The following is a 22,038-nucleotide window of genomic DNA, read 5'->3' as shown; positions in this document are numbered from 1 at the left end:
TGGTAACGCTTTGCTCTACAAAGAGCGTTCTCCAGCTCCGAATAACACACATCCGCCAGGACAACCCTTTGTCAATCTCTACTTAAAAAGCAGGATAGCCACTTTTTCCCGAACTCTTCGTTCATATGCCTGATATCATGGTCTGGATGCGCTTCCTCATCCATGGCATCCCCTACAGGCAATCTTTTACTTCCCTTCGAGAGCTCCCGCTCCGTAAAACATCCGTTGACGATGGTATCAGCAGGCTGAGCGATCAACTCGGCATTGCATTTATCATACACTTCATCGTTCATCAACTTTATTCCGGACAGGTAGCTTTCCGGAGGATAACTTCTATCATCACCTTTCTTCTGAATAGGCAGGGGATTATGTCCAACATATATCTTTTTATTGGTCACGCTCCTGATCATTTCCATGATCTTCCAGGACGTCGTACCCTTGACACTATCCTGCACGGCTTGTTTTATTACTGCTGATGAAAAAAACTTCCCAAGTTCGACAAAAAAAACTTCCATCTGAAGTCCGTAAATCAAGAATAGGTCATATTCAACGATATCAATTTCACTCTTGCCACCCGATGTATAGGTGATGGTTCTCTTTAATCTAGCTGTTTTTGGAACAAGTTTATTATCGATGAGAATCAGTCCACCCAAGCCATTACTTCTAGCGGTAAAGAAGACAAGATTATATTCTTGATGCCACTCCGGCATCAGGTCCCAGGCTCTTTTCAAAGCACCAACGTGGCTATTGCCCAGCACACAAATATTTTTCTTCATTCCTTACCTCCAAAGGCGTCGTAGATCTCTTCTTCGCAAACCAGATCATTAACTTTCTTTACGTTACCTACCCTCTTGTTTTGTTTTCCGAAAATCTCAGCGCCGAACTTTGTCCTCAGAGAAGAAAAAAAATGATTCATCACAAAATCGACACCGTGGGGGTTAACACTTCGTTGATTGGGTTCGAAAAACACCCCCTTGAAAACCGGGCTGTTGATTATTTCATACGAAGGAAAATAATCCACATAATTACAACCTCTAGCAATTTGCCCAGCCACGGCGCGCAACACTGACTTGGATTCCATTGTAGCGACGATCACGTTGTTCCTGGAGTTGGTCGCTACCAAAGGAACAGGGGAAACTGTCAATATAAGGCGTAGCGCAGGATTCTCATGACGCATTATTTCTATGGCATCTCGCAGATCATTCATCACAGAGGGATACATCTGATTCTTGAACGCATGGATACCTTTCAGGTAGGTCCCTGCTGAAGTTCCGGGACACATCGGATACTCGTAGCCGTATTCCGCATTGAACCAGCTTTCAGTCAACCCTAGGGTGAAGACAAAGAAGTCTGATGAGACGATGCATTCCCTAAACGCTTTTATTGTCTCCTCTCGAGAGAGCATTAACTCTTCTTTACTACAGAAACCCTCTGGTTCCACCACGGGGCGAAAGGGATCATAGAACCGTCCGTCCTTTTCCCAAATCTCCTCAGGCGGCTCTTTTATCCCTGTTGCCCACTCTACCCACTGCTTCAACAATGAGGTAGTGTATATATTCCCGGTTCTGGCCGAAAAAATATTGTAATTGTATTTTTTTGCATTTTCCTGCGAGAGTCCCTTGGGTGGAGTTTCTGTCGAGACCCAGTTGAACCCTCTGCTATCAAGAGCATTTCCAATATGTTGCGCAAAGCAGGAACCGAAGGTAACCACCCTACTATCCTTTGTGATCTTGAACTGTGGAGACCACAAATTGGATATGTCAAAAAACGACTTTTCGGATACAGCTTTTTTCCAGAAGGCACGGTCTGGAAGTGTCGAATATGGATTCATATTAATCACCTCAGATATAAGATATAACATCGGTCGTGAACGAACAAAATTGATAACGTCTATCTTAAATCACACATTGCCACGACGAATAGGAATGTTTACGCCAACACTGGCATCTCGTCTTCCTTTCTAAAATATTTGCATAAAAAAAGATAGGCGAAATATTTGTCTATTGTGTTGAGAAACGAGCACTGACAACGGCCCCGGAGCCCTTCATAAAAACCTTCCCCATGCACCATTTACCTGACCCACGGGTGGTTCAAAAGAGAACAAAGCAAGCATTTTTAGCTTCCATGAAAGCTCGGCGAACCAATGCTGCCAATAAAACGGGACCAACACACCTGTCACTTTCTGCCCTTCTTCACAAAGGAGTCGTCAAGCGCACAACGACTGTCAGAATATCGATAAAACAAACGTACTTTTTTCACTCTAGATTCTCTCACATATTCTCTATCAGGCAGCCGCAAAACACGCAAATACAATCCAGAGAACATCCAGGAAAAACCACGCAAATATCCCTTTAAATAACAACAAAATCGTCGAAACTTTGTCGAATTGATCAATCAGGACTCTACTTCGCCACATTTCCTCAATCGGATAAAATGCATTCTCAACCATGCGGAAACTTCTCCAGATATCTGGGCAGTTGCACTCTCGCGATATCGTGGAAACCTCCTCCCCCCAGCGGCGTATCTACTGATCGGGATCGGTTCTTGCCAAGCCGAGGTGGACTCCCTTCGAGGTCATGCTAGACTCGATCCAGACTCGCTTGACGGGGTGCCGGTGAATCCGGCTGAGATGGCGCAGGGCCAGGGTGACGAATCACCGGCCGCCAGCGCCGATCCCGTGGAACCTGATCCGGGTGCGGTGTGGCTTCACACCTTGAACCGGCGTAGGGAATCAGGCGGTGGTGCCAGCCCCTGCGCGCGCACCTCCCTCCTTTCTCGTCGCCGTGTCCTTGGCCGCCGCTCTCCGGATTCGCACCAACCGGAGGCAACATGGGCTACCGCTTTACCGATCTTGTCGACGCCTGCCGCGATGACTGGCACGCCTACATCGAACACGACTTCGTGCTCGCCCTTGGCCGTGGTGAACTGGCCGACGCCAGCTTCCGTCACTATCTGAAGCAGGACTATCTGTTTCTGCTGCAGTTCTCCCGGGCCTACGCCCTGGCGGCCTACAAGAGCCACAGCCTCGACGAGCTGCGCGGCGCCTTCGACGGCATGAAGACCATCCTCGACGTGGAACTCGGCCTGCATCTCGCCTTCTGCCGCGACTGGGGCATCGGCGAGGCCGAACTCGCCGAGCTGCCCGAAGCCCGCGCCACCCTGGCCTATACCCGCTACGTGCTGGACGCCGGCAGCCGCGGCGACCTCCTGGACCTGCACGTGGCGCTGGCCCCCTGCATGGTCGGCTACGCCGATATCGCACGAAACCTCAACGCCCGCCCGGACACCCTGCGCGGTGCCGACAACCCCTTCGACGCCTGGATCGCCATGTACGAAAGCGACGACTTCCAGGCCGCAGCGCGCCAGGAGCAGGCCTGGCTCGATGATCAGCTTGGCCAGGTGTCCGGCGAGCGCTTCGCGCGACTGTCACGGATCTTCGCCGACGCAACACGACTCGAGATCGACTTCTGGAAGATGGGACTCGATCTAAGCGACTAACACAATCAGCACCACGCTTGACGGGGGGCCGCCAGAGGCGGCTGAGATCATGCAGCGCATGGGACCCGTTGAACCTGATCTGGGGGTAACCCCGATGCCATGGCATCGCGGTGAGGACCAGCGTAGGGATCAAGCGCTCACGGCCCAGGCCACGACGCCCCCTCCTTCCTCGCGCCATGCCTACAACAACGACAGCACCCAGTGCCGTGAGAAGGACAAGCCAATGCCGCTCGATCAACCCGTTTCCTCAAACAAACCCCGCCATAGTGCGCACTTCCTGGCCGAGACCGCCCAGGTCGACCAGGCCGCGGTTGCGCCGCTGCCGGGCTCTCGCAAGGTCCATGTACAGGGCTCCCGCGACGACCTGCGGGTGCCGTTTCGCGAGATTTCGCTGTCGGCGACCCGCACCTCCGGGGCCGATGAGGCCAACCCGCCGCTCTTGGTCTACGACACCTCCGGCCCCTACACCGATCCCCAGGTCGAGGTCGACCTGCGCCGCGGGCTTGCCGAGTTGCGCCGGCCCTGGATCGAGGAGCGCGACGACACCGAATGGCTCGATGGCCCGACCTCGGACTACGGTCGCCGACGTGCCAACGACCCGACGCTCGCTCCGCTGCGCTTCGAACTGACTCGTACGCCGCGCCGCGCACGTCGTGGCGCCGATGGCCGCGCCGGCAATGTTACCCAGCTGCACTACGCCCGCCGCGGCATCATCACCCCGGAGATGGAGTTCATCGCCATCCGCGAGAACCAGCGTCGACAGGCCCTGGCCGATGGCTATCGAGGCAGCGATGAGGTCGAGCGCATCCTTGACCACCAGCATCCCGGGCAGGGCTTCGGCGCCCGTCTTCCCGAGGAGATCACCCCAGAGTTCGTGCGCCAGGAAGTCGCCGCCGGGCGCGCCATCATCCCCGCCAACATCAACCACCCGGAAGCCGAGCCGATGATCATCGGGCGCAACTTCCTGGTGAAGATCAATGGCAATCTGGGCAACTCGGCGGTGACCTCCTCCATCGAGCAAGAGGTCGAGAAGATGACTTGGGGCATCCGCTGGGGCGCCGATACCATCATGGATCTGTCCACTGGCCAGAACATCCACGAAACCCGTGAGTGGATCATCCGCAACTCGCCGGTACCGATCGGCACCGTGCCGCTCTATCAGGCGCTGGAGAAGGTCAAGGGCGTGGCCGAGGACCTCACCTGGGAGGTGTTCCGCGACACCCTGATCGAGCAGGCCGAACAGGGCGTGGACTACTTCACCATCCACGCAGGCGTGCTGCTGCGCTACGTGCCGCTGACCGCCAACCGGGTCACCGGCATCGTCTCCCGAGGTGGCTCGATCATGGCCAAGTGGTGCCTTTACCATCACCAGGAAAGCTTCCTCTACACCCACTTCGAGGAAATCTGCGAGATCTGCAAGCAGTACGACGTGGCCTTCTCGCTGGGCGATGGCCTGCGCCCGGGCTCGGTGGCCGACGCCAACGACGAGGCCCAGATGGCGGAGCTCAAGACCCTGGGTGAGCTGACCCATATCGCCTGGAACCACAACGTCCAGGTGATGATCGAAGGCCCCGGCCACGTGCCCATGCACCTGGTCAAGGAGAACATGGACAAGCAGCTCGAGTACTGCGACGAGGCGCCCTTCTATACCCTTGGGCCGCTGGTGACCGATATCGCCCCGGGCTACGACCACATCACCTCGGGCATCGGAGCGGCGATGATCGGCTGGTACGGCTGCGCCATGCTGTGCTACGTCACCCCCAAGGAGCACCTGGGCCTGCCCGACAAGGACGACGTCAAGACCGGCATCATCACCTACAAGATTGCCGCCCACGCCGCCGACCTGGCCAAGGGGCATCCCGGCGCCCAGCGCCGCGACAACGCCCTGTCCAAGGCGCGTTTCGAGTTCCGCTGGGAGGACCAGTTCAACCTGGGCCTGGACCCTGACACCGCCCGCGCCTATCACGACGAGACGCTGCCCAAGGACTCCGCCAAGGTGGCCCACTTCTGCTCCATGTGCGGCCCCAAGTTCTGTTCCATGAAGATCAGCCAGGAGGTCCGCGACTACGCCCGCGACAACGGCCTGGAGGGTGACGGCGACGCCGTCATGGCCGGCATGGAGGAGCGCGCCCGGGCCTTCCGTGAACAAGGCGCGGAGCTCTACAAGGAAGTCTGAGACAAGCCACTCCCCGGCGCATCCCCGGGCAGCGTTCGACTGCCCGGGGATGCACGTCTTGTACGCCTGGTCCCAGTTCTGCCGCACAAAGTTAGACAAAAGTCTAACTCGAAGATTCATGCACTTGACGCTCATCACGGCTTCGTCGGATCCACCAGCAAAGCCGTTCGACTACCTCCCCAGGCCAGTTATTCGCGCCCCGGGGCGGTGCTAGATTCGCCGCCATCCCACGCATTCTCGCCTCACCAAGGCGTCTTTTCTGGAGATGGCATGAAAGCCCCGATTCTGGTGATCAACTGCGGCTCCTCTTCGATCAAGTTCGCGCTGGTCGATCAGGCCCCCGACGCTCCCCGACTGTCCGGTATCGCCGAGCGCCTGGGTAGCCACGAGGCTCGCCTCAAGCTTGTAGACGAACACGGCAGCGCCCGCGAGGTCTCGCTTCCCCGAGCGACCCACGCCCTGGCGCTCAAGACCATCCTCGAGCACCTTGACGTCCACCGGCCCATCGGTATCGGCCACCGGGTGGTACACGGCGGCGAGCGCTTCACCGCCGCTACCCTGCTCGACGACGCCGTGGTGCGCACCATTCGCCAGACCATCAGCCTGGCTCCCTTGCACAATCCGGCCAACCTCGACGGTATCGTCGCCACGCGCCGGCTGTTCGAGGATCTGCCTCAGGTGGCGGTGTTCGATACCGCCTTCCACCAGACCCTGCCGCCCCACGCCTACCGCTACGCCATCCCCGAAGAGCTCTACAGCCGACACGGCATCCGTCGCTACGGCTTCCACGGCTCGAGCCATGCCTACGTGACCGGACGCCTGACAGAAGTCAGCGCCCGTGGTGAAGGCGGCTGGCTGATCGCCCACCTGGGCAATGGCTGCTCCGCCACTGCGGTATGGGCCGGCAGGAGCCTGGACACCAGCATGGGCATGACCCCGCTGGAAGGCCTGGTGATGGGCACCCGCAGCGGTGACGTCGACCCCGGCCTGCACCTGCACCTGGCGCGCCAGCTAGGCATGTCGCTGGAGGGCGTCGATCAGTTGCTCAACCAGAAGAGCGGACTGCTGGGGCTGTCCGAGCTGACCAACGACATGCGTGAGCTCGAACAGGCCGCCAGTGAAGGTCACGCCGGCGCGAGCCTGGCCATCGAAGTGTTCTGCTACCGCCTGGCCAAGTCCTTGGCGGGCCTGGCCTGTGCCCTGCCCCGGATCGACGGCATCGCCTTCACCGGCGGCATCGGCGAAAACTCTGCCCTGGTGCGCGCCCGGACCCTGGGCCACCTGGAGGCCCTCGGTGTGCGCCTGGACGCTGACGCCAACGAGAGCCTCGGGCGTGGCGAGGAAGGCCAGATCCACGACCGAGGCGCCAGCTCGGCGCCGGAGATCCGCGTCATCCCCACCGACGAAGAAGGCTATATCGCCAGCCAGACCCGGGAATTGATCGCGAGCCAGGCGTCCACGCCAAAGCTCGAGGAGGTTCTGTGAGCACCCAGTCCCGCACGCTGCTGCTGATCCCCATCGACGACGGCGTCGCCCTCACCTCCGCCGGCCTCGGCCTGCTTCGTGCACTGGATACGCTAGGGCTGGACGCGGGTTTTCTGCAGCCCTTCAGCCAGTCCGAAGGTGGCGAGCAGGCAAGTGACAACGACGAACGCGCCCGCTCGCTGGTGGCCAGCACCCTGGGCATAGGTTCGCCGCGTCCGATCTCGCGCCAGACACTGGAGCAGTATCTCGGCCGCGACGATCGCGATGGTCTGCTGGAACTCGCCGTGGAGCGTCACGCCCGCGTCGCCCGCCCTGCCACCGGCAAGGCACCGGCGCTGATCGTGGTGGAGGGCGTTCGCCCACTGCCGCGAAACGCCTACGCCTTCGACCTCAACGTGCGCCTGGCCAGTGCCCTCGACGCCCAGGTGGTACTGGTCGCCGATGGCCAGATCGCCGATCCCCAGGAGCTGGCCAAGCAGTTGCAGTTCCATCGCCAGAGCATCGACGCGGTGGGTTCGGTGCGTACTCTGGGTGCCATGCTGATGCGACTGCCGGGGGACGGCGACGGCTCGGCCATCGACCAGACCCTGGCCTCGGTCAGCGAGGTCGAGGCCCGCGCCCATCGCCAGCACTGGCAGCAGCAGCTCGCCAGCGGCGCCGATCTGACCCTGCCGGTGGTCGCGGCGGTGCCCTACCGGGCCTCCCTGACCGCACCGCGAGTGGTAGACGTGGCCCGTGCCCTCGATGCCAGGATCCTGCACCACGGCGAGGCCGATCGCCGCCGCGTCGCCCACTCGACGCTGGGGGCCCGCAGCGCCGAGCACCTGCTCTACGCCCTGCGTCCCGGCGAGCTGATCGTGTCACCCGGGGACCGCGACGACACCCTGCTCGCGGCGGCCCTGGCCACCATGAATGGCGTGCCCCTGGCGGGCCTCCTGCTGACCCACGGCGAGTCACCCAGCCAGCAGCTGATCGACGTCTGTCGCCCGGCGCTGGCCTCGGGGCTGCCGGTACTCTCGGTGGACACCGACAGCTACGCCACCGTGGCCCGGCTCACCGAGATGTCCGGCGGCATCCCGGTGGATGATCACGAGCGCGCCGAGGCCATCTGCGCCTTCGTCGCCGATCACCTGGATCGTGACTGGCTGCTGGCACTGATTCACGACGACGCCCAGCGCCGCCTGTCACCGGCGGCCTTCCGCCATCAACTGGTCAGCATGGCCCAGCACAAGCGTCGGCGAATCGTGCTGCCCGAAGGCGACGAGCCACGCACCCTGGAAGCGGCCATCCTGTGCCAGCGTCGTGGCATCGCCAACTGCGTGCTGCTGGGCAAGCGTCGCGCCATCCTCGAGGTGGCCAAGGCGCGTGGCCTTGAACTGCCCGACGACCTGCAGATCCTCGACCCGGACGCCGAGCGTGGTCGCTTTGTCGCACCCATGGTCGAGCGCCGGCGTGGCAAGCTGACCCCGCTGACCGCCGAGGCCCAGCTTCATGACAGCGTGGTGCTGGGTACCATGATGCTCGCCGAAGGCGAGGTCGATGGCCTGGTCTCCGGCGCCGTGCATACCACCGCCAACACCGTGCGCCCGGCCTTTCAGCTGATCAAGACCGCCCCCGGCTACGGCCAGGTGTCGTCGGTGTTCTTCATGCTGCTGCCCGACCAGGTGGTGGTCTACGGTGACTGCGCGGTCAACCCCGACCCCGACGCCGAGACGCTGGCCGAGATCGCCCTGCAGAGCGCCACCAGCGCCGAGGCCTTCGGCATCGAGCCGCGGGTCGCCATGATCAGCTACTCAACCGGCGAGTCCGGCAGCGGCGCCGACGTCGACAAGGTCCGCGAGGCGACTCGCATCGCCAGGGAACGGGCGCCGCACCTGGCCATCGACGGCCCGCTGCAGTACGACGCGGCGGCCATCGCCAGCGTGGCCCGGCAGAAGGCACCGGAGTCCCCGGTGGCCGGTCGCGCCACGGTGTTCGTGTTCCCGGACCTGAACACCGGCAACACCACCTACAAGGCGGTCCAGCGCAGCGCTCGGGTGGTCAGCATCGGCCCCATGCTTCAAGGCCTCAACAAGCCGGTCAACGACCTGTCCAGGGGCGCCCTGGTGGAGGATATCGTCTATACGATTGCGCTGACCGCGATCCAGGCCGGTCAGTAACGACCAGCACAGCGCCACAGACCGTCAGAAACGCCGAGGCCCCGGGAGTACCGGGGCCTTGGCATTTGTGTGGGCTTTGGCCCGGGACCGCTCGCTACCACTCGGCGATGCCGGTATACAGGCACACCAGCACCAGCCCAAGCAGGAAGACGGTCTCGGCGACCATCAGGATGACGGGCTTCCAGCCGACCACGGCGAGCTTCTGGAAGGAGGTCTTGATACCGAGTGCGGCGATGGCGGTGACCAGGCACCAGCGCGACAGGTCGGTCATGCCCTCGACCATCACCTGGGGGATCACACCAAGGCTGTTGATCAGCACCAGCACCACGAAGGCCACCAGGAAGCTCGGGAACATCGGCACCTTGCCGCCTTCACCGCCACGGGCGCGGCGAAACAGCAGCATGAACACCATCACCGCCGGCACCAGCATGGCGACCCGCAACAGCTTGACGAAGGTTGAGATGTCGCCGGTCTCGTCGGAGATCATATAGCCGGCACCGACCACCTGGGCGACGTCATGGATGGTGCCACCAAGAAAGATGCCGGCCTGGGTGTCGGTCAGTTCCAGCGCGCCGACCAGCAGCGGGTAGAGCACCATGGCGGCGGTGGACAGCGTCGTCACGCCAACCACGGTCAGGATGGTATTGCGCTCGGCGATCTCGTTGCGCGGCATCGCCGCAGACAGTGCCAGCGCCGCCGAGGCGCCGCAGATCGCCACCGACCCGCCGGTCAGCAGCCCCAGGTCATTTTTCAGCCCCAGCAGTCGCGCCAGCACGCTTCCCGCCAGAATGGTCAGCACCACCCCGGCGACCACCGTCACCACCGGGCCGATCCCGAGTTCCGCCACCTGCTCCAGGGTGATGCGTACACCCAGCAGGGCAACACCCAGCCTGAGGATGGTGCGGGCGGCAAACTCCACCCCCACCAGGCAAGGGCCCTGCTCGCTGAGAAAGTGCAGGGTCATGCCGAACAGCAGTGCGTAGAGCAGGGTCGGGCCACCGTAGTGATCGGCGATAAAGGTGGTGGCCAGGGCAATGGTGATGCAGATCAGCACCCCCGGCATGCGCTCCCGGGCGGGCTCCAGATGGCGACGCCATCCGGTCACGGGCGTCTCGGGCTTGGCGTGTGTCGTTGGCTGGGACATGGGCGTCCTCTCGTTTATTCGTTGTTCGCGTAGCAGGGGTCGCGCTCAGCGGGTCAGCCGATGACGCGCTATTGATTTGATCCTGGCCCAGCCCGCTGTCGCGACGTTAGGGCCAGAGCGCGGCCTCGAGTAAGGCCAGGCCCCGATGGCATCGATCCGCCGTCGAGATTCCAGCGCTGCACGTCAGGCGACGCGCGCCTGGGCACGGCGATCGGCCTTGATCATGTCCGCCGCGCGTTCGGCGATCATGATGGTCGGGGCGTTGGTGTTGCCCGAGACGATGATCGGCATGATCGAGGCGTCCACCACCCTCAGGCCCTCGAGACCGTGCACCCGCAGTCGGTCATCGACCACCGCCAGGTCGTCGTGGCCCATCTTGCAGGTGCCCGCCGGGTGGTAGATGGTCTGACTGTAGCGCCGGGCGGCCTCGAGCAATTGCTCGTCGCTCTGATACTCCCGCCCCGGCACGTATTCATCGGTGATCACCTCGGCAAGCGGTGCCTGCTCGGCGATGCGTCGCGCCACCTTGATGGCGTCCACCGCCACGCGGCAGTCTTCTTCGGTGCTCAGATAGTTGGGCTGGATCGAGGGGTAGACGGCGGGGTCGGCGCTGGTGATGCGAATACGCCCCCGGCTGGTCGGACGCAACTGGCACACCGAGGAGGTGAAGGCCGAGAACGGATGCACCCCTTCGGCCGGCTTGTCCGCCGACAGCGGCTGCATATGGAACTGGATATCCGGGCGATCCAGGCCCTCCCGCGACTGGGTGAAGATGCACACCTGGCTGGCCGCCAGGGTCAGCGGTCCGGTGCGGGTCAGGGCGTACTGGGTGCCTACCGCCAGCTTTCTCAGCGGATGACGCACCTCGTCGTTGAGGGTGCGACAGGAGGTCTTGAACACCAGCCGGATCTGCAGATGGTCCTGCAGGTTCTCGCCGACGCCCGGTAGTGCGTGGTGGCAGTCGACGCCGACCTCGGCCAGGTGGTCGGGGTCCCCGATGCCGGAGCACTGCAGGATCTGCGGCGAGCCGATGGCGCCGCTGGACAGCAGCACCTCGAGCCTGGCGCTTGCCCGATGGGTGCTCTGCCCCTGGCGGTACTCGACCCCGACCACGCGCTTGCCCTCCAGCAGCAGCCGCTGACAGTGGGCTCGCTTGACCAGGGTGAGATTGGACCGCTTGAGCGCCGGACGCAGAAACGCCTTGGCGGTCGAGCAGCGAAAGCCCTTGTAGGAGGTCTGCTGGAAGTAGCCCACGCCTTCCTGGCTGGCCCCGTTGACGTCGCGGTTCTCGGGAATTCCCGAGGCCTTGGCCGCCTCGATAAAGCGTTCGGCGATCTCGCGGCGCAGGCGCAGATCCGAGACCTTCAAGGGCCCGTCGGCGCCGTGGTAGTCATCGGCGCCTCGCTCCTGGCACTCCGACTTCTTGAAGTAGGGCAGCACCGAGTCATAGTCCCAGCCGTCATTGCCAAGCTGCGCCCAATCGTCGTAGTCCTCGCGCTGACCGCGGATGTACAGAAGCCCATTGAGCGAGCTTGACCCTCCCAGCACCTTGCCCCTGGGCCACTGCAGCCGGCGACCGTCGATGCCCTCGTCGGGATCGGTGAGGTAGCACCAGTCGGTGGCCGGATTGTGCATGGTCTTGAAGTAGCCCACGGGCACGTGGATCCACGGATTCCAGTCGGACCCGCCGGCCTCGAGCAGCAGTACCGACACCTCGGGGTCCTCGCTCAGGCGGTTGGCCAGCACGCAGCCGGCGGAGCCCGCCCCCACGATGATGTAGTCGAAAGCCTCTGGCGGTGGTGTTGTGGTTGTCATGTCGCTCACTCAATCGAGACGTTTTGTCTCAATTGATACTAGACAATTTTCTCAAAATATCAATATCGAGACAAAAAAACTCATTTTTATTGATCTATTCCCGAGAGACTTCTAAGGTGTGGTCAAGGCCCTTTGTCGGGCCCGGTGCCAGGCGACGATCGCCAAGCGCGAACGCCCCGGCACTCCCCTGCATCCCTACACCAAACACAAGACTGGGAGCCTTCCATGAGTTCACGCCTCTTCTCATCAGACGTGTCGCGCCGCGACTTCCTGAATATCTCGGGTCGCTTCGGCATGACCTCCACGCTGCTGGCCGCCAGTGGTCTGGGTGCTGGCCTCACCGCCTCGAGCCTGGCCCGAGCCGCCGACGCCGAGCAGCAACGCCGCTATCAGACCGAACCCAAGTTCCAGCTGCGCTTTGGCGCCTCGGGCTTCAACGAGCGCAATCTCGATATCCAGAAGTCCGGGCAGCTGTTCTTCGCCCGTGACGTCGAGGAGCGCACCAACGGCGCCATCCGCGTCGAGTTCATGGGCTCCAACGAGGTCTGCAACCAGCTCGATTGCGTCAGCAAGGCCCAGCAGGGCATCGTCGACATCTTCTCGGCCTCGACCCAGAATTCCGCCGGCGGCGCGCCCTACCTGAACGTGCTGGACTTCGCCTACATGTTCCCGAGCGTCGCCTCGATGTTTCACTTCTTCTACGACCCTCGCAGCGAGGCCCTGCTGCGCGAGCCGATGCGCCAGCGCCACAACCTGCAGTTCCTGTTCACCCACTGCGACCTGCGCGGGCTGATGATGGGCCAGAGCTGGGCCGACAAGCCGCTGGTGGACAGCCTCGAGGTGCTGCAGGGCACCAAGAACCGCGTCACCGGCACCCAGCTTGGCCGCATCGCCATGGAACAGCTTGGCCTCAACCCGGTCCCGGTGGCCTGGGAAGAGACCCTGGACGGCCTGCGCCAGGGCCTGCTGGACGGCGCCGAGACCTGGATGAGCGCGGTGGCTTACGCCGGCATGGCGCCGGTGGTGTCCCAGGCGGTCGACCTGCGCTTCTTCGCCGGTACCGAGCACACCGCCATGAACCTGTCGAAGTTCGAGGCGCTGGATGCCGAGCTGCAGGATCAGGTGATGGAGTCGGCCTACGCCGCCCAGATCTTCACCCAGGGCATGAACGAGGCCGGCCGCTACCAGATCGTCGGCGCCACCGAACACCCCGCCGCCGGCACCGTGTTCGCCGAGAACAACGTGCGGGTGGCCCCGCTATCCGACGAGATCCGTGCCCAGGCCGAGCAGCTATGCGCCCCGGAGTTCAACCCAGAGCCCTGGGAGCAGTGGCGCGAGCGGCTCAATGCCTGGGCCGGCGACGTCGACATCTACAAGGAAATCCACACCATCGCCCGGGAGATCCCGCGTGAGATGGCGGCGGTCAACGTGGCGCCGAAGCGCTGGTGGAGGGCGTAATGACCGATCACAAGGCCACCGCGGCCCAGGCGACGTCGAACGACGTCGCCGATCGGCCGACCCCCGCCTGGCTGGCGCCGATCAAGTGGCTCGACGCCAATCTGGAAAAGGTGATCATCCTGATCTCCTACAGCGGCATGGCGGGCATCATCTTCGTCGAGGTCATCCGCCGCTTCTTCTTCAGCCTGCAGGCGCCCTGGAGCACCAGCATTCCGGTGCTGCTGTTTCTGTGGCTGACCTGGTTCGGCGCCTCGCTCAACGTCAAGCAGCGCACCCACCTGTCGCTCAACGAGATTCGCATGCGCCTGCCCTACGCCGGTCAGTTCGCCTGCCAGGTACTCGACGCCGTGCTGTGGATCGGCTTCGGCGCCCTGGTCATCCACTTCACCATCGCCCAGGTGGAACTGGCGCACATGAACTTCGCCATCGTGCCGGGCACCGACAACGTGATGCAGTGGTGGTTCTACCTCGCCACACCGCTGGCCTGGGCCCTGATCATCTTCCGGGTACTGCAGAACCTGGCCAGCGACATCGCGCGCTTCCGGCGCCGTGAGCCGTTCAACCTGCAACCGTCCATCATGGACTAGGAGAGACGTCATGACCGACGGCATGCTTATCGGCCTGGTCACCGCGGGCTGCACCACCATCTTTCTGCTGGGGGTACCGATCTTCCTGGTGATCGGCCTGTGGGTGGTCGGCACCAGCCTGATCATCGACTTCACCCTGGCCAATATCGGGGTCACCCTGTTCCAGGGCCTGAGCTTCTTCGGCCTGCTGGCCCTGCCGCTGTTCATCCTGACCGGCGACTTGATCAACGCCGCCGGCATCGCCAAGCGACTGTCCGACTTCGCCTATTCGGTACTGGGCTGGCTGCGTGGCGGCATGGGCATGGCCACCCTCGGCGCCTGCGGCCTGTTCGCGGCGATCTCCGGATCCAACGCCGGCACCACCGCCACCATCGGCTCGATCATGCAGCCGGAGATGGTCAAGAACGGCTACGACGAGCGCTTTTCCGCCGCCACCGCCGCCTCCGGCGGAACGGTCGGCATCATCATCCCGCCGTCGATCATCTTTATCGTCTACGGCTTCATGATGAACCTGTCGATCAGCGACCTGTTCATCGCCGGCATGATCCCCGGGGCGATGATGGTGTTCGGCATGATGGCGGCCTGCCACCTGGTGGCGCGACGTCACGGCTGGGGCACCCTGATTCCGTTCAAGGCGGGTGAAAGCGCACGTTTTGCCAGGCGCGCCTATCTCGGCTTCGCCACCATCGGGGTGGTGATCTACGGCATCTATTCGGGCAAGTTCTCGCCCACCGAGGCCGCCGCCATCACCGTGGGCTTCACCCTGATCGCGGGGCTACTGATCACCCGCGAGATTCGCTTCACCGCGCTGCCCTCGATCATGCTGCGCTCGGGCCAGATCGCCGGCATGCTGGCGCCGTTGATCGCGATCTCGGTGGTGATGCAGCAACTGCTGTCGGTGCTGGGCGCGGGCCAGGCGCTGCAGGACCTGCTCAGTGGCCTGGGAAACTACTATGTGATCCTGGGGGCCTGCATGCTGATGATCCTGCTGGCCGGGATGATCCTCGAGAGCCTGCCGGTGACCATCATCCTGGCACCGATCCTGGCGCCCATCGCCCAGAACGCCGGGGTCGACCCGATCCACTTCGCGGTGATCTTCCTGGTCGGTGCCGCCATCGGCTTCGTCACCCCGCCCTTCGGCCTCAACCTCTACGTGGCCTCGAGCATCACTGGGATCCCCTACCTGCGCCTGGTGAAGTTCGTCATCCCCTACTTCATCGCGCTGATCAGTTGCTGGATCGCGATCTCGATGTGGCCGGCGCTGTCACTGATGCTGGTGAACCTGTAACACCGACAGGCAAGCAGGAGCACGCGGCAAGCCTCACCGGGCTTGCCGCGTTATCATGAGTGCCTGCCACCATTTTCCGTCGTCAAGGATCGCGTATGTCTACAGCAAGCACTCGGACCACGACCAATTCGACGCTGCAACGAGGCCTGGTACTGCTGGAAACCATCGCCACCTCGATCCACGGCGTCAGCGCCTCGGACCTGGAGCGTCAGCTCGACATTCCCAAGCCCACCCTGCATCGCCTGCTCAAGCAACTCGAGGAACAGGACCTGATCGTGCGCGACGTGGAAGGACGGCATCTGCTTCCCGGCGAACGACTGCACCGTATGGCCATGGGCGTGCTCGCCAACGAAAGCCTCAAGGCGCCGCGCCGTATGCTGCTCAAGCGCCTGGCCGAAGAGGTCAACGAAACCTGCAACCTGACCCTGCTCGAAGGTCACGAGGTGCTCTACTACGAACGGGTGGAGACCAACTGGCCGGTACGCATACAGCTGCCGCCGGGCTCACGTCTTCCGCTGCACTGCACCGCCAGCGGCAAGATGTTTCTGGCGCTGATGGGGCCGGCCCAGCGCCGCCAGCTGCTCAAGCACCTGCCGCTGGAGGCCTATACCCCCTACACCGCCACCGAAGCAGACGAGCTGGAGCGACGTCTGGCGGACATCGCCGAAAAGGAGCTGAGCACCGACAACGAGGAGTTCATCCAGGGCATGGTGGCCATCGCCGTGCCGGTGTACGACCAGACCGGGCGCATCCAGGCGACGCTGGCGATCCACGCGCCCCGGCTGCGCCACAGCATCGACTCGCTGATGGAGTGGGCGCCCTTGATGCGGCGTATCGCCGGGCAGCTGCAGGATACCTTCGACCACTGAGCATACGAACGCATGAACGCATGAACGCATTGCCAAGGTACGCTGACTGACCGATCGGGTCAGGACACGCTCGGCCAGCCAGACTGACGTTCTTCGTGGCTACATCGGTGGCACCACCACCACCGGCACACTGGCACGCTTGATCACGCCCTTGGTCACCCGGCCTGCATAGGACGAGGCGAAGCCGCGCTTGTTGGTGGCCATGATGATCATGTCGCAGTCATGGCGCACGGCGTAGCGGGTAATCTCCGATGCCGGGTAACCCTCCAGCACCGACTTGGCGGCCACCACCTCGCGCCCAGGCAGGTTCGCTTCGTGCTCTTGCCAGAAGGCCTCGACAAATTCGTCCAGACGCTCTCGCGCCAGACGCAGGCGCTGCTCCATCAAGCCATCCAGGGTGGCGCGTTCACCGATGTTGGCCTTGAGGGTATGCATGACGTCATCGGACAACGACTTGACCGCATGCAGCACGTGAACCTCGGCCCCGGTGGCCTTGGCCAGCGTCAGGGTGTGGGCAAGCACCTGGCGGCAATCGTCCTTCAGCCCCAGGCAACAGAGAAGACGCGAGATCGAAACAGGCATGGCGTGACTCCTTGGCGAGAGGCCGGGTCGCCGCGACATGCGAAGACACCCGGCCTTTTTTGCGGTGCGCTGACGGTGCGCAATCAATACCCCAGCATACGGGGTAGCCACAGCGATATTTCCGGGAAGTAGGCGATCACGAACAGCGCGAACACCGAGCTTGCGGCAAACGGCAGCGCCTTGATCGATATCTCCTCGATGGAGGCGCCGCCAATGCCCGAGGCCACGAACAGGTTCTCCCCCAGGGGCGGCGTCTGGAAGCCGATGGCCAGGGCACAGACGACGACGATACCGACGTGCACCGGGTCCATGCCCAGCATGTACATGATCGGCAGCAATACCGGCGTCAGGATCATGATAGCCGCCAGGGTTTCCATGAACATGCCGACAAAAAGCAGAAATGCGATAACCATGGCCCAGATCAAGTACAGGTTATCGGTCAGTCCCAGCATGCCCTCGGCGATCACCGCCGGCACCCGCTGTTCGACCAGCAAGCGGCCGAATACCGTGGCGGTGAACAGGATCAACAGCACCCGTCCGGTGATCCAGGTGGTGGTCTCCAGAGTCTTGAGCGTAGGCTTCCACTTGAGCTCGCGGTGCAGGAAGATGCCGACGATCAGGGTGTAGGCGATGGCCACGATGGCCGACTCGGTGGGCGTAAACAGGCCGCTGTAGATACCGCCGAGGATGATCAGCGGCGCCAGGATCGACCACACGCCACGCTTCAGACTCCTGGCGATGGTGTCCCAGGACCAGCTGTCGCTCAGCCCGCTGTAACCGCGCCGGCGCGAGATGATGTAGTTGACGGTCAACAGGCAGCCAGCGATCACCATGCCGGGCAGAATGCCGGCGATGAACAGCTTCGGAATCGACAGCGTCTGGAAGGCGCCGTGCGCGGCCACGGCCTCCGCCGGTGGCTGCAGACCCATCCCCGAGATACCAAAGATGACCATGGGAATGGACGGTGGAATCACCACGCCGAGGCCACCGGAGGACGCCGTGATGGCAGAGCCATAGCCGCGATCATAGCCGCGGTTGGCCATGGCCGGGATCATCAGCATGCCCACCGCCGCGGTGGTGGCGGGCCCTGAGCCTGAAATCGCGCCGAAGAACATGCAGGCGAACACCGTCGCGGCGGCGAGACCGCCGGTGACCGGCCCGGCGAAGGCCTCGGCGATATCCACCAGGCGTCGCGAGATGCCGGCGGCTTCCATCAAGGCCCCGGCGAGAATAAAAGCCGGCAGCGCCATCAGCGGAAAGGACCCCACCGAGGTGAAGGCGATCTGCACGAAGGCCATGGGGTTCTCCCCCAGCGACAGATAGGTGGCAAGCGCGGCCACCCCCAGCGACACCGTGATCGGCGCGCCCAGCACCAGCAGCAGAAAGAACACGCCGAACAGCACGTAGATGATGGTCGTCTCCATGGATCAGTCTCCCTTCTCGTTGGATGACGACAGCGTCGAGGACTTGGCCTCGGCGATGGCCTCGGCCTCGGGATCGACGGGCTCGCGATGCTTGACGAAGCGCAGGTAGTTGTTCTGCAGGATGCGCAGGGTCATCAGCACGAAGGCCAGCGGCAGGATCAGGTAGAACACCTTCATCGGGATGCCCAGAGTCTGGGACTTCCAGAAGGTGTTCATCTTGTTGAACACGAAGTCGTAACTGAGCCAGATGAAGACCAGGTTGAAGGCGATCCAGATCAGGTCGGTCAGCGCACCGCAGGCCACCTCCACCCAGCGCGGGAAGAAACGGAACTGGAAGGTGACACGGTTATGGGCCGACTTCTTGGCGGCGTAGACCGCCCCCAGGTAGGCGAACCAGACGAAGGCGTAGGTAGCCAGCTCATCGGCCCAGGGCAGCGAATAGCTGAACAGGTTGCGCAGCATGATCTGGGCAAACAGCAGCGCCACGAAGGTCACCAGCAACAGCTGGCACAGCCAGTTCTCGAGGTTGTCCACGAGCTTCCATAGACGATTCATCACGACGACCTCTGAGCAGGCACCACCTGGCGTCCAATGGCAGACGTCCGGCGGTGCCATGATTCTTGGCGCCTGGAGTCAGGCGCCGGGAGGATTCAAGACGATAGCGACGTCGTGACTGATCAGGGGGCTGGCTCACGTCCCAGCGCGGCGAGCGCCTCGTCGAGCTTGGCCTTGCCGCCGATGCTGTCGTAGAAGTCGGGCCAGATGGCGGTGGCCTGTTCGATCCACGCCTGCTCGCCGTCGGCGGGCTCGGTGATCTCCATGCCGTGCTCTTCCACCAGCCGGGTCTTGATCGCGTCTTCCTGGGCCAGCAGATACTCGTAGCTGTGATCGGTGGCCTCCTGAGCGGCCTCCAGTACCCACTGCTGCTGCTCCTCGGACAGGCTCTGGAACATGCCTTCACCCATGATCAACGGCTCCATGGAGAACACATAACAGCTGTCGGTGACGTGATCCTGGACCTCGTAGAACTTCATCGCGTCGATGGTGATGTAGGGGTTGTCCTGGCCGTCGACGACGCCCTGCTGCAGGGCGGTAAAGGTCTCCGACCAGGCCAGCGGGTTGGGATTGACGCCCCAGGACTGGTAGGCGGAGATCATGATCTCGTTCTTGGGCACCCGGATGACCAGGCCATCCAGATCCTCGGGGCTCGCCACCGGCCTCGCCGAGTTGGTCAGACGGCGACAGCCGGAGTAGGCCCAGCCCAGTATCCGCACGCCGGCGTCACGGATGGTGTTGTCGACCATCTCCTGGCCGATCTCGCCCTGGGTCAGGGTGCGGGCGTCCTCGGGACTCTGAATCACGTAGGGCAGCGTCATCACCCCGACCGTGGGCGAGAACGGCGTGATGTTGTTGATCGCCAGTACCGACAGGTCGAGCAGGCCCATGCTGGCGTTGTTGACGGTGTCCTGCTCACTGCCCAGCTGGCCGTTGGGAAACAGGTCCACGCTGACGTCGCCGCCGGACTTTTCCTCGATCAGCTTGGCGAAGGTCTGTCCCATCTCATGCTGGGTGCCACCGGCGGCGTCGCCCAGCGCCATCTTCCAGGTCGCCGCCTGGGCCGAGCCAGCGGCGCCCAGCAGCGCCAGGGCGACCGCCGCCACCAGCGGGCGTGGGCCCAGGCGCCGGGTCGAGGCGGCAGCGCCGATGGCCGCAGGAGTCATGTTGCGCGGGGGCGTGGTGCGGAGGAAAGGGGACTTGGTGTGCATGCGGAACTCCCATCATTGTTGTGCCGCTTAAAGCGGAATCTTGTTGCGGGTGTCACATCTTGATCGTCATTGGCTGGCGAGCGCCGTCAGGTCCGACCCGCCATGTGACTCACTCTCCCCCGTCGAGCATCGACGCCATAGGACCAGTGGCCCCACATCGATTGGGCCAGGCACCCGCGAGCCCTCGACAAGACGTCGACGCTGTAAGATCGTAGGCAAGCGTGGCCGCCAGGCCTGGGCCACGCCGGAACTCGTCCAACAACCACCATCCGGGAACCCGTCGTCGGTATGAGCGCCCCCCTGTTTCGACTCGACGCAAAGCGTCAGGAAAGCCTTCAGTGCCAGCTTCGCGAGCAGATCGCCCACGCCATCCTCGAGGGGCATCTGCCCACCGGTGAGGCCCTGCCTTCGAGCCGCAAGCTCGCCAAGGAGCTGGGCGTGGCCCGCAACACGGTGATGATCGCCTACGAGCAACTCTTGGACGACGGCTACCTGGTCGCCCGGGAGCGCAGCGGCTACTTCGTCAATCCGGATATCCTCGCCGGACGCGTCACGCCCCCAGCCGACATCGCCCCCCCAGCCGCCAGCGCCACCTCCCACTCCGGCACAGCGACGCCCTGGGACGAGCTGTTGACGATGCGACCCTCGCGCCAGCCGACCATCGTCAAGCCGGCCAACTGGCTCGACTATGACTACCCCTTCCTCTACGGCCAGATCGATCCCAACCTGTTTCCCACCCAGCACTGGCGGGAGTGCAGCCGCGACTCGGTCAGCGTACCCGCCATCCGCCGCTGGTCGGCAGACCACCTGAGCGAAGACGACCCGCTGCTGATCGAACAGATCCACCAGCGACTGCTGCCCCGCCGTGGCGTCTGGGCCCGACCGGAGGAGATCCTGATCACCGTGGGCGCCCAGCAGGCGCTATGGATCACCGCCATGCTGATCCTGGGGGCGGGTCGACGCTTCGCCATGGAGAACCCTGGCTACGTCGACATGGTCAATATCGCCCGCACCTTCACCGACGAAATCGTCGCGGTGGACGTGGACGACCAGGGCCTGGTGATCGACCAGCGCCTGGCCGATTGCCACCTGGCCTACGTCACCCCGAGCCACCAGTCGCCCACCGGCGTGACCCTGCCGATGCAGCGCCGCCGCGACTTGCTCGACAGCGCCAGCGCCAACAACTATCTGGTCATCGAGGACGACTACGAGAGCGAGACCAACTTCGTCGACAACCCGACGCCGGCACTCAAGAGCCTCGATAGCGATGGCCGGGTGATCTACGTGGGCAGCCTGTCCAAGACCCTGGCGCCGGGCCTTCGGCTCGGCTACATGGTGGCGCCCCCCGCCTTTATCGCCGAGGCGCGCGCCCTGCGCCGGCTGATGCTGCGCCACCCCGCCACCAACAACCAGCGCAGCGTGGCGCTGTTTCTCGACCGCGGCTACCACGACGCGCTGCTGCGCCAGATTCGCCAGACCTACCAGCGCCGCTGGCTGTTGATGCGTGACGCCCTCGCATCCCACCTGCCCGAGCTGCGTATCCGCTCCACCTTCGGCGGCTCCTGCTTCTGGCTGGAGGCCCCCGCCGACACTGACGTGGCACTGCTGAAGCGGCTGGCCGAGGAGCACAGCATCCTGATCGAGAACGGCGAGGTGCACTTCCTGACCCCGGCGCCTCGCCCCACCCTGAGGCTCGGCTTCTCGGCCATCGACGAGACCCGCATCGAGCGCGGCATCGAACGCCTGGCGGCCTTGCTGCCCCAGGCACGTCGCACCGGCTGAATCCG

General features: G+C 63.2%; 17 protein-coding genes and 2 riboswitches. Of the genes, 9 read left to right on the top strand and 8 right to left on the bottom strand.

Annotated elements, in window-relative coordinates:
* Positions 1-71: 71 nt before the first annotated feature.
* Positions 72-776 (bottom strand): hypothetical protein, encoded by a 705-nt coding sequence (locus NFG58_RS06000; RefSeq protein ID WP_348827767.1) that lies wholly within the window; start codon positions 774-776, stop codon positions 72-74.
* Positions 773-1,831 (bottom strand): GSCFA domain-containing protein, encoded by a 1,059-nt coding sequence (locus tag NFG58_RS05995; RefSeq protein ID WP_348827766.1) that lies wholly within the window; start codon positions 1,829-1,831, stop codon positions 773-775. Before NFG58_RS05995 ends, NFG58_RS06000 begins: the two co-directional genes overlap by 4 nt.
* Positions 1,832-2,594: 763 nt before the next feature.
* Positions 2,595-2,748: riboswitch (TPP riboswitch) on the top strand.
* A gap of 81 nt (positions 2,749-2,829) precedes the next feature.
* Here NFG58_RS05995 and tenA point away from each other — a divergent pair.
* The 4 genes from tenA (at position 2,830) to pta (ending at position 9,318) form a co-directional block, all read left to right on the top strand.
* On the top strand, positions 2,830-3,498 hold the full coding sequence (gene tenA, locus NFG58_RS05990; protein WP_213228478.1) for a thiaminase II: 669 nt from the start codon (positions 2,830-2,832) through the stop codon (positions 3,496-3,498).
* An 11-nt stretch (positions 3,499-3,509) separates the two neighbouring features.
* A riboswitch (TPP riboswitch) is annotated at positions 3,510-3,644 on the top strand.
* 77 nt (positions 3,645-3,721) lie between these two features.
* Positions 3,722-5,674 carry a phosphomethylpyrimidine synthase ThiC gene (gene thiC, locus NFG58_RS05985; protein WP_348827765.1) on the top strand — a complete coding sequence of 651 codons (1,953 nt, stop codon included), beginning with the start codon at positions 3,722-3,724 and terminating at the stop codon, positions 5,672-5,674.
* 270 nt (positions 5,675-5,944) lie between these two features.
* Entirely contained in the window at positions 5,945-7,159 is a 1,215-nt protein-coding gene (locus NFG58_RS05980; protein WP_348827764.1) for an acetate kinase, read from the top strand.
* The gene (gene pta / locus NFG58_RS05975) at positions 7,156-9,318 is read left to right on the top strand and encodes a phosphate acetyltransferase (RefSeq protein ID WP_213228484.1); all 2,163 of its coding nucleotides are present in this window, start codon (positions 7,156-7,158) and stop codon (positions 9,316-9,318) included. Before NFG58_RS05980 ends, pta begins: the two co-directional genes overlap by 4 nt.
* Positions 9,319-9,412: 94 nt before the next feature.
* Here pta and NFG58_RS05970 read toward each other — a convergent pair whose 3' ends face one another.
* Together NFG58_RS05970 and NFG58_RS05965 are read right to left on the bottom strand one after the other, a co-directional pair.
* Positions 9,413-10,462 carry a putative sulfate exporter family transporter gene (locus NFG58_RS05970; protein ID WP_253029110.1) on the bottom strand — a complete coding sequence of 350 codons (1,050 nt, stop codon included), beginning with the start codon at positions 10,460-10,462 and terminating at the stop codon, positions 9,413-9,415.
* Between the two features lie 183 nt (positions 10,463-10,645).
* On the bottom strand, positions 10,646-12,277 hold the full coding sequence (locus NFG58_RS05965) for a choline dehydrogenase (RefSeq protein WP_222515402.1): 1,632 nt from the start codon (positions 12,275-12,277) through the stop codon (positions 10,646-10,648).
* 225 nt (positions 12,278-12,502) lie between these two features.
* Between NFG58_RS05965 and dctP the strand changes: the two genes are divergently transcribed.
* From dctP to NFG58_RS05945, 4 genes are all read left to right on the top strand, one after another.
* Positions 12,503-13,735 carry a TRAP transporter substrate-binding protein DctP gene (gene dctP / locus NFG58_RS05960; protein WP_197037057.1) on the top strand — a complete coding sequence of 411 codons (1,233 nt, stop codon included), beginning with the start codon at positions 12,503-12,505 and terminating at the stop codon, positions 13,733-13,735.
* Entirely contained in the window at positions 13,735-14,322 is a 588-nt protein-coding gene (locus NFG58_RS05955; protein WP_083970277.1) for a TRAP transporter small permease, read from the top strand. The genes dctP and NFG58_RS05955 overlap by 1 nt, the downstream gene beginning before the upstream one ends.
* A gap of 10 nt (positions 14,323-14,332) precedes the next feature.
* Complete coding sequence (locus NFG58_RS05950; RefSeq protein ID WP_045991950.1) at positions 14,333-15,610, top strand: TRAP transporter large permease; 1,278 nt, start codon at positions 14,333-14,335, stop codon at positions 15,608-15,610.
* A gap of 95 nt (positions 15,611-15,705) precedes the next feature.
* Entirely contained in the window at positions 15,706-16,479 is a 774-nt protein-coding gene (locus NFG58_RS05945) for an IclR family transcriptional regulator (RefSeq protein ID WP_045991949.1), read from the top strand.
* Between the two features lie 99 nt (positions 16,480-16,578).
* Here NFG58_RS05945 and NFG58_RS05940 read toward each other — a convergent pair whose 3' ends face one another.
* From NFG58_RS05940 to NFG58_RS05925, 4 genes are all read right to left on the bottom strand, one after another.
* On the bottom strand, positions 16,579-17,061 hold the full coding sequence (locus NFG58_RS05940) for a universal stress protein (RefSeq protein ID WP_045991948.1): 483 nt from the start codon (positions 17,059-17,061) through the stop codon (positions 16,579-16,581).
* An 83-nt stretch (positions 17,062-17,144) separates the two neighbouring features.
* Positions 17,145-18,485 (bottom strand): TRAP transporter large permease, encoded by a 1,341-nt coding sequence (locus NFG58_RS05935; protein WP_108131566.1) that lies wholly within the window; start codon positions 18,483-18,485, stop codon positions 17,145-17,147.
* Positions 18,486-18,488: 3 nt separating this feature from the next.
* On the bottom strand, positions 18,489-19,040 hold the full coding sequence (locus NFG58_RS05930; protein WP_222515403.1) for a TRAP transporter small permease: 552 nt from the start codon (positions 19,038-19,040) through the stop codon (positions 18,489-18,491).
* A gap of 122 nt (positions 19,041-19,162) precedes the next feature.
* Positions 19,163-20,251 carry a TRAP transporter substrate-binding protein gene (locus NFG58_RS05925; RefSeq protein WP_253555674.1) on the bottom strand — a complete coding sequence of 363 codons (1,089 nt, stop codon included), beginning with the start codon at positions 20,249-20,251 and terminating at the stop codon, positions 19,163-19,165.
* 288 nt (positions 20,252-20,539) lie between these two features.
* Between NFG58_RS05925 and NFG58_RS05920 the strand changes: the two genes are divergently transcribed.
* The gene (locus tag NFG58_RS05920) at positions 20,540-22,033 is read left to right on the top strand and encodes a PLP-dependent aminotransferase family protein (RefSeq protein ID WP_124802460.1); all 1,494 of its coding nucleotides are present in this window, start codon (positions 20,540-20,542) and stop codon (positions 22,031-22,033) included.
* The last annotated feature ends 5 nt before the right edge of the window (positions 22,034-22,038 follow it).

The sequence above is a fragment of the Halomonas sp. RT37 genome, from assembly GCF_040070525.1.
Lineage (GTDB): Bacteria > Pseudomonadota > Gammaproteobacteria > Pseudomonadales > Halomonadaceae > Halomonas > Halomonas litopenaei.
Note: the sequence above shows the minus strand (reverse complement) of the source record. Positions and strands in the feature narration are given on the sequence as shown.

Excerpts from the sequence above, each read along its gene's own strand:
- NFG58_RS05920 (WP_124802460.1), top strand. The coding sequence starts at position 20,540 with ATGAGCGCCCCCCTGTTTCGACTCGACGCAAAGCGTCAGGAAAGCCTT.
- dctP (WP_197037057.1), top strand. The coding sequence starts at position 12,503 with ATGAGTTCACGCCTCTTCTCATCAGACGTGTCGCGCCGCGACTTCCTG.
- NFG58_RS05950 (WP_045991950.1), top strand. The coding sequence starts at position 14,333 with ATGACCGACGGCATGCTTATCGGCCTGGTCACCGCGGGCTGCACCACC.
- NFG58_RS05965 (WP_222515402.1), bottom strand. The coding sequence starts at position 12,277 with ATGACAACCACAACACCACCGCCAGAGGCTTTCGACTACATCATCGTG.
- NFG58_RS05955 (WP_083970277.1), top strand. The coding sequence starts at position 13,735 with ATGACCGATCACAAGGCCACCGCGGCCCAGGCGACGTCGAACGACGTC.
- NFG58_RS05945 (WP_045991949.1), top strand. The coding sequence starts at position 15,706 with ATGTCTACAGCAAGCACTCGGACCACGACCAATTCGACGCTGCAACGA.
- NFG58_RS05970 (WP_253029110.1), bottom strand. The coding sequence starts at position 10,462 with ATGTCCCAGCCAACGACACACGCCAAGCCCGAGACGCCCGTGACCGGA.
- NFG58_RS05940 (WP_045991948.1), bottom strand. The coding sequence starts at position 17,061 with ATGCCTGTTTCGATCTCGCGTCTTCTCTGTTGCCTGGGGCTGAAGGAC.
- thiC (WP_348827765.1), top strand. The coding sequence starts at position 3,722 with ATGCCGCTCGATCAACCCGTTTCCTCAAACAAACCCCGCCATAGTGCG.
- NFG58_RS05930 (WP_222515403.1), bottom strand. The coding sequence starts at position 19,040 with ATGAATCGTCTATGGAAGCTCGTGGACAACCTCGAGAACTGGCTGTGC.
- NFG58_RS05995 (WP_348827766.1), bottom strand. The coding sequence starts at position 1,831 with ATGAATCCATATTCGACACTTCCAGACCGTGCCTTCTGGAAAAAAGCT.
- NFG58_RS05980 (WP_348827764.1), top strand. The coding sequence starts at position 5,945 with ATGAAAGCCCCGATTCTGGTGATCAACTGCGGCTCCTCTTCGATCAAG.
- NFG58_RS06000 (WP_348827767.1), bottom strand. The coding sequence starts at position 776 with ATGAAGAAAAATATTTGTGTGCTGGGCAATAGCCACGTTGGTGCTTTG.
- tenA (WP_213228478.1), top strand. The coding sequence starts at position 2,830 with ATGGGCTACCGCTTTACCGATCTTGTCGACGCCTGCCGCGATGACTGG.
- NFG58_RS05935 (WP_108131566.1), bottom strand. The coding sequence starts at position 18,485 with ATGGAGACGACCATCATCTACGTGCTGTTCGGCGTGTTCTTTCTGCTG.
- NFG58_RS05925 (WP_253555674.1), bottom strand. The coding sequence starts at position 20,251 with ATGCACACCAAGTCCCCTTTCCTCCGCACCACGCCCCCGCGCAACATG.